Here is a 12,003-nt window from a genome sequence, read left to right on the forward strand (position 1 = left end):
TATGAAAAAACTCATGCTCACCCTTGCGCTGTGCCTGCCGATGCTGGCGGCGAACGCCAATACCAATACGACTAGCCTGTTTGGTAATGCCAATAGTGGTTTTAATCAGCAAAGCAGCCAAAACCAACAGGCCAATCAGCAGCAAATGCAAGACAGCAGCGGCGCACCGATGACGCCGATGGCGGCGAATACGCCCGTGGTTCCTAGCCGCATGTTTGGCGCCCAGCTGTTTGGCGGCATGTTCCGAAACACCGTGGGCTCTAGCTTTAACAGCAGCTACGTGGTGAACGAAGGCGACCAAGTCGTCTTACGCATGTGGGGCGCCTTTATGTTTGACGGCCAGCTGGTCGTCGACCCGCAGGGCAATATTTTCATCCCCAACGTGGGGCCGATTAAGGTGGCTGGGGTCAAAAATGGCCAGCTGAACGGCATGATTAAATCGGCCATCAGCCGGGTGTATCGCGCCAACGTGGAAGTGTATGCCGCCTTAGGTGCGGCCCAGCCCGTGAAGGTGTACGTAACTGGGTTTGTCAATCAGCCGGGCCTATACGGCGGCGTGTCGTCCGATTCGGTGATCTCGTACTTAGATAAGGCCGGCGGGGTAGACCCAGAGCGAGGCAGCTACGTCGACATCGTGGTGAAGCGCGGCAATCAGGTGAAGGCGCGGGTGAACCTATATGACTTCTTGTTGAACGGCACGCTGTCGCCGTTACAGATTCAAGATGGCGATGTGGTGATGGTGACGCCGCGTAAGCATACTTTTTTTGTCAGCGGCGACGTTTACAATACCTACGACTTCGAGTTCGACCAGCCAAATCTAACCTTGGCCCGAGCCTTGCAGATCGCGCGGCCTAAGCCTGGCGCTACCCACGTGAGCGTGGTGCGCCGTCAGGGCACAGAAAAGCGCAGCGAATACTACCCGATCAACGAAGCTTACAACGTTATGTTGCAAGACGGTGACAGCATCGTGGTCACGGCTGATCGTTACGCCGGCACCATTCAGGTGCGGGTAGAGGGTGCCCACTCCGGCCAGCATGCGCTGGTGTTGCCCTATGGCTCGACCATGCAAGAGGTGTTAGACCAGATCAACCTCAACAGCATGTCGCGCGTGGAGGCGCTGCAGCTGTACCGTAAATCGGTGGCGGTGCGCCAAAAAGAAATGCTCAACGTGGCCCTGCAAAAGCTAGAGCAGGCGAGCCTAACGTCTTCATCGGCTACCTCGGAAGAGGCCAATTTACGCGCGCAAGAGGCGCAGCTCATCGCCCGCTTTGTTGAGCGTGCCAAGCTGGTCGAGCCCAAAGGTCAGGTGGTGTTAAGCCAGAAAAACCTCGCCAGTACGCTGTTGGAAGATGGCGACGTGATCATGATCCCAGAGCAAAGCTCTTTGGTGATGGTGCATGGCGAAGTGATGTTCCCCAACGCCGTGGGTTGGGATAAAGGCTTAAGCGTCAACGACTACATCGAAAAAGTAGGCGGCTACGCCCAAAGTAAGGGTAAATCTAAGGTATTGGTGATCCGCCAAAATGGCGAATCGTTGCTGGCCAGTCGCGGCACGAATATCGGCGCTGGCGATGAGATCATGGTGTTGCCAGAGGTGAAAACGAAGAGCCTAGAAGTAACGCGAGGCATTTCGCAGATTCTGTACCACTTAGCGGTGGCTGCAAAAGTTGTGTTTGATTTATAAATAAGGGGATTCAAAATGAAAGTTTTAACTGTATTCGGGACTCGTCCCGAGGCCATTAAAATGGCCCCATTGGTGCATGAGTTAAATCGGCACGAAGAAATTGATGCTCGAGTGTGCGTGACGGCCCAGCATCGAGAAATGCTGGATCAAGTATTGTCCTTGTTTGAGATTACGCCAGATTATGATTTGGATATCATGAAAAAAGGCCAGTCTCTACAAGACATTACTACTGAAATTTTAACCAAGATGACCGATGTATTGCGCGATTTTCAACCAGATTATTTATTGGTGCATGGCGATACTTCGACGACATTTGCTGCCGGCTTAGCGGCGTTTTACCAAAAAATTCCCGTGGGGCACGTCGAAGCAGGCTTGCGCACGGGCAATATGTATTCGCCCTGGCCAGAAGAAGCAAACCGCTGCCTGACCTCAGTATTGAGTGAATTGCATTTTGCACCCACGGAAGAGTCTAAGGTGAATTTACTCAAAGAGCAGATCGCTGAAGACGTGATCAGCGTCACGGGCAACACGGTGATTGACGCACTGTTAACGGTGACGAAAAAGCTTAAGACGCCAGCGTTAAAAGTGTTTATGGAAGCCCAGTTCCCATTTACCCAAGGTGATGGAAAAATGGTATTGATTACGGCGCATCGTCGTGAAAACCATGGCGACGGCATTGTGCAAATTGGACAAGCCATCCAACAGTTGGCCGAGCGCTACCCAGACATTCGCTTTGTTCTGCCAATGCATTTAAATCCGAACGTGCGTGGGCCATTGCAGTCTATTCTGGGCACTCAAAAAAATGTGCATTTAATTGAGCCGCAAGAATACCTACCGTTTGTTTACCTCATGAGTAAGGCCACCTTGATTTTGACTGATTCTGGCGGCATTCAAGAAGAAGCTCCAGCTTTAGGTAAGCCTGTTTTGGTGATGCGTGACACGACAGAGCGCCCTGAAGCGGTTAAGGCCGGTACGGTGAAATTAGTGGGTTCTGAAACGACGACGATTGTGGCGGCTTGCGCTGAATTATTGGATAACGAACAGGCTTATCAAGCCATGGCGTATGCCCATAATCCTTATGGCGATGGGTTGGCTTCAAGTAGAATTGTTAAAAAATTATTAATTAAGAATAAGGCATCAGTTGATTATGCAAAGTAAGCAAAAAATATCGGTAGTGGGTTTGGGTTACATTGGGTTGCCAGCGGCGGCGATGTTTGCCTCACGCCAAGTGGAGGTCATCGGGGTGGACGTTAACCAGCACGCGGTGGATACGATTAACCAAGGTAAAATTCACATTGTTGAGCCTGGCCTAGAGGCGATTGTGCAAAAAGCAGTGGCCGAAGGCTATTTGCGCGCCACCACCCAAGCTGAAGCCGCCGATGCCTTTGTGATCGCTGTACCGACGCCGTTTAAAGGCGATAAAGAGCCAGATGTTAGCTACATTAAGGCGGTTGCCGAGGCAATTGCGCCTGTATTGGTTAAGGGCAACACCATTATTTTAGAATCAACTTCGCCAGTGGGCACCACTGAAGACATGGTGAGCTGGCTAGCCGCCGCTCGACCAGACTTGGTGTTCCCAACTGAAGGCGCGACCGATGTAGATGTGTACGTAGCGTATTGCCCAGAGCGTGTTTTACCTGGCCAAGTTGTGCGTGAGTTGGTAGAAAATGACCGTATCATTGGTGGCATTACTGAAGTCTGTTCAGATAAGGCCATTGATGTGTATCGTATTTTTGTAGAAGGCGAGTTGCTCAAAACAAATGCCCGTACCGCAGAAATGAGCAAGCTGACTGAAAATGCCTATCGCGACGTCAACATCGCGTTTGCCAATGAACTGTCGCTGATTGCTGATCGTTTAGACATCAATGTGTGGGAGTTGATTGATCTGGCCAACCACCATCCTCGTGTGAATATTCTACAACCAGGTGCAGGCGTAGGGGGACATTGCATTGCCGTTGACCCTTGGTTTATTGTCAATAAAACGCCAGATTTGGCCCGCATGGTTAAAACCGCCCGTGAAGTGAATGATGGTAAACCGCAATGGGTGATCAATAAGGTTAACGAGGCGGTTGAAGCTTATGCCGCTAAAACGGGTAAACCTAAATCAGAAGTACAGATTGTGTGTTATGGCCTAGCGTTTAAGCCTAATATTGATGATTTACGTGAAAGCCCAGCTTTGTCTATTACATTAGCTTTGGCTTTGGCTTATCCAAATCAAGTAGTTGCAGTTGAGCCTAATGTGACGTTAGATGATCAACAGGTAAAGAATAAAGGCATTCAATTAATTACGTATATTGAAAGTATGAATTCTGCTGACGTTGCAGTTTTATTGGTTGATCATGCCGAGTTTAAACAAGAGCTTCCTAAGTTTAAAGATGGTTCTGAAGTGATTGATACTAAAGGTGTGTGGTAGTTGAATTTTGTAATTTTCAATTATATTGTAGTATAACATTTCACTAAAGTTATTCATGTGGCCCATTTTAAGTAAGGCCATATGAATAATTTTTAAGGATTGTTTGTAGAGCCTGTTAGTCCGTATCAGCTCGTATAGCTTAATGTCATAGCGCTATTCTTTGATAAGAATCAGTCAAAAGATTATTTTATATTTCTCTATGAAATAAGAATTTAATCAAATCAAAAATTATTTAATACTAAATTTTATTAGAGGTCATCGTGAATAAAATTATTATTGTTGGACATCCTCATTCTAATTATAAGAAAGTCGAGTTGTTATTAAGTAAATGCGGGATGTCGGCTGCACTCCCAACCAAACGCGATAATTTAACCCCTGTTCAGATTAGTCAGATACTTTTGAAGGCGCATGGCGTAGAGGAGATATCAAAATTACAAAGAGCTGATGAGTTAAAACAAATTGAAGTCATGCCTGTTTGGCAAAACATGTCATTTGATTTGATGCTGAGTAATATAGATCAACAATTATGGGGTTGGTCTGATACTGAAGCTATATATCTATTGGAATATTGGTATCAACAGGATCCAAGTATTACTTTTGTATTGGTCTATGATGATCCTGAAACAGCTCATACACGTCTTCCTACAGAAGATCGACGTTTGTTAACTACTGACAGATTGAGGCTAAATACTCAGGTATGGACAGCATATAATTCAGTATTATTAGATTTTTACTTATCACATCGGGACCGTTCTTTATTGATACATTCTAATCAAGTGAATTCTTCAGTTTATAGTTCTTTGCAAAAACTAAAGAACCATATAACCGATTCATTACAGGTACCTCCTGAGGAGTCTCTCTTATCGTTGATGTGTGCTGAAGGCATGGATGAGGTTAACTATTATGAGAATAATGAAGAACTATCAGGGTTATTAGCAAAAAAAATGATTGAAAGTGATTTAGAGGCTTGTCAAGTTTATGAAAAGTTACAGAAAGAAGCTACTTTAGCCCATAAGCCAAAGCATCGGCAAAAAATTGGTGGGCTTGATGTACATAGTAGTAAACCTTTATATGAGAAGATGTGGTTAGAGTTAAGTAAATATGAATTGAAGCTAGAGGAGAAGCAGCTTGAGCTAGGCACTAAAAATCATAAAATATGCCAAATGAATATTGCTGTGAAGGAGCAAGAAATAAAAAATCAAAAGGCCCTAGGAGAAATTAATGAATTTCAGGTGTCAAATAAAAAATTGATTCTAGAGAAGAAATTACAAGTACAGGAAAATGATTTATTAGTTAATCAATTACATAGAGTCCAAGAAGAGTTAGAGCAGTTGTATCATAAAGATAAAGAGCAAACTCAGTTATATAAAGTAAATACCAAGTTAATCGATGAGGCTAAAGAAAACGTTAATAATATTAAAAGAATTACTCTTGATTTAGCTAATAGTAAGAAAGAGTTAAATAAAACTCAAGATCAACTCAATATAGTAAGTACTGATTTAGTAGAGGCCCTTAGGGATAAAGCAGTTTCACTCAAATTAAAAAATGAAAATGAACTTCTACTGACTCAACTTCATACTGTTCAAGAAGAGTTAGAGAAAATTTTTATAGAGATGGATCTACTGAAAAATACAACTTCTCAAAATCAGATTTACTATGGTGCCGCAGATAGAGTAAAGCAAGAGCTTGCATATAGACTTGGTGCCAGAATGATAGAGAGTTCAAAAAGTATTTCTAGCTGGTTTGTTATACCTTTTCTTTTTCATATAGAGAAAAGTCGGTATGAAAAAGAAAGATTGTTAAATTTAGAAAAAGTTAAGCTTCCTTCCTTAGACCAATATGCGGATAAATCGGATATTGAAAGAATTAAAAATCATTTGTCATACAGACTGGGTGTTAAAATGATTGAAAATAGTAATTCTATTAAGGGGTGGGTGCAAATGCCGTGGATACTATATAGAGAGGCTAAGTTGTTTAAGGAAAGAAAATAAAATTGACTAATATTATATAGAAATAATCTATAAATACATTGATGATTTAGGTAAAATTTTATATAGATAACATTAAAATATACGGATTAAAGTAATATTATTATGAAGAATGAAAATTTTGTTAAAAAGGCCATTGAATACTTTCAAAGAGGCGAGTTTTTTCAGGCTAAGCTTTATTACCAGAAAGCTGCGGCACTATATGGAGAACATCTTTTTAAAAATAACATCTTGTTGTGCGAGCTGCGTATTGAGAATGAGGTAGCGCTGACTGATGTTATTAATAGCAAAGAGCAATCTGATGCAAATAGCATAAAAAATATTGTTTTAAGTAATAAAGAAAAAAAATTAATAGCTCAGTTAATATGCAAGCCTTTAGATACAGTTGGTGCTGTAGTTAAACTTAAAGCGGATATAACCTATAAAGCTAAAACGATGTCAGAACAGTATAAGGTAGTTATTTTATTTGATTGTTTTGATATGAATGGCATTCGCATTGATGAAGTGAAAGGTGTGGGTGTTTCTGCTGTTTTTAAACAACATTTTCGTTACTTAAGTACAGGCTCCAAAGAGTCTAATAACCATATTCAAAAAACTTTAGAAATACAATTACCTAAGAATACCGCTAGTATCGATATTTATATTGCGTGTTTGGGGCTGAGGCAGAAAGAGTCTGTAAGCATTCAGATTGAAAGCTGTGTTAATAATGGAAAGAATCTAGCTAGTGTTAAATCAGCTATTTCTGTAGGTGCCAGAATTAGCGATCCTATAATACAGGCGCCATATGTAAAGCGGTATACTTCGGAACTTGTTGTTGCCAGTATTTTGGATGAGTTTACGACGGAATGCCTTACTCATGAAGTAAATCTTATTAAGCTTACTCTTGAAGGGTGGCGTCATCAATTAGAAATATATAAACCAGATTTTTTATTAGTTGAGAGTTGTTGGCGAGGAAATGATGGGGAATGGGGAGCTCTGACTAAAGGAAGTGGGGGAGGGAAAAAACTCAGTGGTCTTTTAAGATATTGTAAAGATTCTAATATTCCTACTGTTTTCTGGAATAAAGAGGATCCGCCTCATTACGATAAATTTGGGCCGATGGCGAAATTCTTTGATTTAGCTATTACAACAGATATCAACATGACGATGAGATATAAAGAGGACTATGGTGTTGATGTGTATCCACTATCGTTTGCCGCTCAACCAAGGATTCATAATCCTAAAGCTAGAAGTCCTAGGAGTGATAAAGCCGTGTTTGCTGGATCCTACTATAGTGATAAGCCTAAGCGGAGTTTAGATTTTAATGAAATCATGAGTCAAGTTAGAAAATCTGGTATTGAATATGACATATATGATCGAAATTATAATAAAAACATTGAGAAGTTTTCATTTCCTGAAGTATACAAAAAAAATATTGTAGGGAACTTAGCACCTAATGAAGTTTGGAAGGCACATCAGGGTTATAAGTATCAAATTAATATGAATACCGTTCAAGATTCACCAACAATGTTTGCACGACGTGTTTATGAATCGCTTGCATCTGGAACTCCTGTGATTAGTAATGATTCAGTAGGTATGAGAGAATTATTTGATGATATTGTAATAGTTGGCGATAGCGAAGTTAGTATTTCTAGTAAGCTACGCCTCTTAGAAGAGTCTACGGAGAGCTATTATGAGCTAGCACGTAGAGGAGTTAGGGCGGTGATGAGAAAACATACATATGGTCACCGAATGAAAAGCATATGCCAATGGTTGGGAATTGATGTAGATATCTTTATTCCAAGAGTTAGTTTGGTGCTACGTGCTGCTAGTGTAAGGGACGTCGAAAAAGCAAAGGAAATATTTAATAGCCAAACAGCATCAAATAAGCACTTGATTATTGAATTAGATAATTTTGATAAAGCGTATGAATATTTAAATCAAAGTGATGATAACATTACATTTTTAATGACATTGGGATGTGATTTTTACGAAAAAGAATTTGATTGTTATAAAACGGAACTTGTCTTAAAGCATAACATACAGGACGAGCTAGCTAATGAGGCCTTGGAAGATTTTATGTATTGGGGAAAAATATAATGAGAACAAAAATATTATTAATATCATGGCACTTTCCCCCTTATAAAAGCTCTTCAGCTTTTAATCTTTTTAAGCGTTTAAAGGACACTGGTTATGAGTATGATGTATTACAAATTAAAAGAGCAGATAAACCAGATAATGAAAAAATGTTCCTATACTCAGAAAGTCGTTTTAATCGTTATGAAATAGAGGTTCCGTCTGAGAATGCTCGTAATCCGGAGGCAAGAGAATGCTATATTGATACTGTTTTACAGTTTTATGAAGTGTTAAAGCAAGATAATCATTACAGCGCTATGATTTCGCACTCACATGAAATCGTTTCACACATGGCCGCTATGGAAATTAAGAAAAAGGCTCCCAGTTTGAGATGGATTGCTTCATTTGGTGATCCTATTGCTGCAAATCCGTTTAATGAATCTTATAAATTTCCAATGTTGCAGGAAGATAGTTGTACTGAAGCTGCAGTTCTAAGTATGTCTGATAGAGTCGTCGTGACAAACATTTATCAAAAAGAACTTGTTCTTGCTACGCAAAAGCAGAGTCTTAATGAGGAGAAGTTTTATATATTGCCCCATTGTTTTGATGATCGAATGTATCCTAATCCCTCGGCGCAACAGCAGTTAAGGCTTTATAAGGATAATATTTTCCGTTTTAAACATGTTGGAATGCTTTATAAATATAAACGAACTTCCGAGCCATTTATGCTTGGTGCCCAGCTCTTATTAAAAAAACATCCAGAACTTCGAGGTTTATTTAAACTCGAATTTTATGGGGCCAATGATCGCTTTATTCAATCAGCTATTGAATATGGTTTGGAAGATACTGTTAGTTTTAATGGTTCAGTTAGTTACTTAGAAAGTCTTAAGGTTATGAGTGAAGCAGACTGTTTATTGTTGCGTGATGCTGACTTTAGTGATCAAGGCTTATTAAATACACCATTTTACCCAGGGAAATTAGCCGATTATATGGGAGCAAAGAAGCCTATTTTAGCTGTTTCAATGGCAAGAGGATGCGTGCCGGATATGCTTGATAAACTCGGTGGAGTGTCTTGTCTTGAAGGGGATATTGAGGGCATCGCTGCTGGTATGTATACAGCTATACACCAAAAATTAAGAATTAATCTTCAAGAGTACGGGTACTACTCATATAAAAATATTGTAAAACTAGCGAGAAAAGCTTTTTCTTTCAAGGAAGATAAACAGGTAATTTTAGTAGCAGGCCATGATTTAAAGTTCGCTAAATATCTTATGGAACAAATTGATCAAAATGATAAATACCAACTGATAGTGGATAAATGGCAAGGGCATGATAAACATAATGAAAGTAATAGTTTAGCGTTACTAGCCCAAGCAGATACAATTTTTTGTGAATGGGGCTTAGGGAATTTAGTTTGGTACTCTAAACATAAAAAAAGGGGACAAAAACTTATAGTCCGGATCCACGCACAAGAATTGAGAACGAGGCATTTAGATAAGTGTAAGCATGAGAATATTGATAATTATATCTTTGTATCCCCTTACTATTTTGAGTTGATGATCGCTGAGTTTTCATTATCGAGAAAAAAATGCAAAATGATGTTTAATATGGTTGACCTAGATTTGTTAGATAAACCTAAATTGAAAGGTTCTGAATTTCATTTGGGTATGATAGGTGATGTGCCTCAGTCGAAAAGGCTTGATAAGGCACTGGATATATTTGAGATATTATATAATAAAAATAACAGCTATAAGCTATTTGTTAAGGGTAAGCGGCCTGAAGATTATACATGGATGCATTCAAAATCTAAAGAACCAGAAATGTCTTATTATCAAAAGCAATATCAAAGAATCAAAAATAATGGATGGCAGAACAATGTCTTTTTTGAAGGCTTTGGCCCTATTGAAGAATGGCTACAAAAAATAGGTTGGATATTATCAGTAAGTGATCAAGAAAGTTTTCATTTGTCGGTTGCAGAAGGTTTGGCAAGTGGGTCTTGCCCAGTAATATTACATTGGCCAGGTGCTGAAACTATTTATCCAGATCAATTTATTGTTAATTCAATAGAAGAAGCATCGAGTGTTATTTATAGTGGAAAAATGTTTATCAATCCCAAGTTTGAAGCTAGTAAATTTAATCTCCATACTATTACGTCTGATATCTTAAATTTATTTAATAGAGAACTTTAAATATGACTAATTATGAATATTATGGCGATTCCAATATTAGTAACCTTTTTTCATTAACTTGGTTCGGGCGTAATTTAACTTTAGGCTCGGGTTCTAAAGTTTGGAAGAATGGTAGTGTTGTGATTTTAAATCAACCTGCTTATCAGTTGAATATTCCTATTAATTGGTTAGATGATCCTTTTCAGCATCGTAGCTGGAGATGGATATTAAATGCATTCCAATGGATGGATAAATTATTAGCAGATTTTAAGATAAGTCAAGACGAAGTTGCAATACAAACATGTGTAAACTATTTTTTTGATTGGGCAGACTTTTATGTTGTCAGGTCTCAAGAGGGCGAGTTTTTATGGAAAGACGATGCTGTTTCATTTAGAACCCTCCGGTTATCTATTGTTGCTGAATATATTTTAAAATCAGGACGCTACTCTGAGGAGGAGAAGAGTCTTACAACAGATATTTTAGTTAGGCATTATGTCGAGCTATCAGATCCTAAAAAATTCAAAAGTAACAATCATGGTATATTTCAAATGCGGGCATTGATGGGTTTACTGGCGGTACATCCAGACATTGGTGATTTGGAGGAAAGCAAGAAGTATGTTGTAAGAAGGCTAAACTGGTTATGGGAGAAACAATATGGTTCGCAGAATTTACATTTAGAGAATAGTACTGGTTATCACCAGTATATTATTAAAGAGTTCGAAGCTATACTGGAAAGCCCAGAGTTTTTGGCTCTACGGTTTGTTTTTGATAAGAAAAAGTTAGAGGTGGTTAAAGAAAATACTAAATTTCTCTTTCATCCTAGTGGAATCGGAACTTTATTTGGTGATTCTAATTATATTGAAGAGAAGCATGCGGTAGTAATTGGAGATCATATATTTAATGAGGCTGGTTATGCAATTTTAGCTGGGACTGATAATACTCAACGGAATTCTTATTTAGCAATACGTACAGGGTTTCCTAGTAATGCTCACAGGCACTCAGATGATTTTTCGTTTGAGTGGTCAGAAAAAGGCCAAGTAATTTTTCAGGATTCTGGGAGGTATAGTTATGATTACCAAAATCCATACCGAAAATTTGTTAGTAGTTCTAGAGCACACAATACTATTGCTATAAATGGTGAAAATTTCCCATGGTGGGGAAATTTTAAACAAAAAGATTTTTATCATGATGCTATTCGCCGATATTGTGGTAATCAATATGAAGCACAGTTGCAACTAGAAAAAGAGTTTAGTGATCTTGGAGTTAACTTTAAGAGAATGTTTCATATTGAACGTGGTAAATCATTACGAATAGTTGACACCTTGAGCTCTACATCGATAAATGTTTATGAGCAATGGTTTCATTTAACAGAAGATTTTGAGTATTTAGATTCTGATGATTCGAAACAACTATTATTTAAGTCCCACTGCTTAACTATAAGGGTGGACGTCCCAAATGAAGTCGAAGTTATCGTTGTGAAGGGGCAAGTGAAACCATTCATTCAGGGCTGGGTGAGTTATAAGGAAAAACAAATTATCCCACGCTGGTCCATAGGATTTAGGGCGAAAAGTAAGGATTTTTGCTTTGATACACAAATTCTCATTTTGGATTAATCCAATAAAATACTAATCATTAGGCTCATTGGGCTGTTTTGATAGAATAAAAAATATTTGAATCTAGAATGGTTTTTATTAT

The 12,003-nt window shown here is 39.2% G+C and carries 7 protein-coding genes; all 7 read left to right on the forward strand.

Going from position 1 to position 12,003, the window contains the following annotated elements:
• The first annotated feature begins 1 nt into the window (after position 1).
• The 7 genes from AB8Q18_14995 to AB8Q18_15025 all read left to right on the forward strand — a co-directional run bounded on the left by AB8Q18_14995 (position 2) and on the right by AB8Q18_15025 (position 11,921).
• Entirely contained in the window at positions 2–1,684 is a 1,683-nt protein-coding gene (locus AB8Q18_14995; protein ID XDZ51449.1) for a polysaccharide biosynthesis/export family protein, read from the forward strand.
• A 15-nt stretch (positions 1,685–1,699) separates the two neighbouring features.
• Positions 1,700–2,842, forward strand: a complete 1,143-nt coding sequence (gene wecB, locus AB8Q18_15000) for a non-hydrolyzing UDP-N-acetylglucosamine 2-epimerase (protein XDZ51450.1) — start codon at positions 1,700–1,702, stop codon at positions 2,840–2,842.
• On the forward strand, positions 2,832–4,097 hold the full coding sequence (wecC, locus tag AB8Q18_15005) for a UDP-N-acetyl-D-mannosamine dehydrogenase (GenBank protein XDZ51451.1): 1,266 nt from the start codon (positions 2,832–2,834) through the stop codon (positions 4,095–4,097). Before wecB ends, wecC begins: the two co-directional genes overlap by 11 nt.
• Before the next feature lie 260 nt (positions 4,098–4,357).
• A complete protein-coding gene (locus AB8Q18_15010) occupies positions 4,358–6,088 on the forward strand; it encodes a hypothetical protein (GenBank protein ID XDZ51452.1) in 1,731 nt (576 codons plus the stop codon).
• 102 nt (positions 6,089–6,190) lie between these two features.
• Positions 6,191–8,164 carry a glycosyltransferase gene (locus AB8Q18_15015; protein ID XDZ51453.1) on the forward strand — a complete coding sequence of 658 codons (1,974 nt, stop codon included), beginning with the start codon at positions 6,191–6,193 and terminating at the stop codon, positions 8,162–8,164.
• Entirely contained in the window at positions 8,164–10,329 is a 2,166-nt protein-coding gene (locus AB8Q18_15020; protein ID XDZ51454.1) for a hypothetical protein, read from the forward strand. Before AB8Q18_15015 ends, AB8Q18_15020 begins: the two co-directional genes overlap by 1 nt.
• 2 nt (positions 10,330–10,331) lie before the next feature.
• Complete coding sequence (locus tag AB8Q18_15025) at positions 10,332–11,921, forward strand: heparinase II/III family protein (protein ID XDZ51455.1); 1,590 nt, start codon at positions 10,332–10,334, stop codon at positions 11,919–11,921.
• The last annotated feature ends 82 nt before the right edge of the window (positions 11,922–12,003 follow it).

The sequence above is a fragment of the Neisseriaceae bacterium CLB008 genome, from assembly GCA_041228285.1.
Lineage (GTDB): Bacteria > Pseudomonadota > Gammaproteobacteria > Burkholderiales > Neisseriaceae > JAGNPU01.

Excerpts from the sequence above, each read along its gene's own strand:
- AB8Q18_15015 (XDZ51453.1), top strand. The coding sequence starts at position 6,191 with ATGAAGAATGAAAATTTTGTTAAAAAGGCCATTGAATACTTTCAAAGA.
- AB8Q18_15020 (XDZ51454.1), top strand. The coding sequence starts at position 8,164 with ATGAGAACAAAAATATTATTAATATCATGGCACTTTCCCCCTTATAAA.
- AB8Q18_15025 (XDZ51455.1), top strand. The coding sequence starts at position 10,332 with ATGACTAATTATGAATATTATGGCGATTCCAATATTAGTAACCTTTTT.
- AB8Q18_14995 (XDZ51449.1), top strand. The coding sequence starts at position 2 with ATGAAAAAACTCATGCTCACCCTTGCGCTGTGCCTGCCGATGCTGGCG.
- wecC (XDZ51451.1), top strand. The coding sequence starts at position 2,832 with ATGCAAAGTAAGCAAAAAATATCGGTAGTGGGTTTGGGTTACATTGGG.
- wecB (XDZ51450.1), top strand. The coding sequence starts at position 1,700 with ATGAAAGTTTTAACTGTATTCGGGACTCGTCCCGAGGCCATTAAAATG.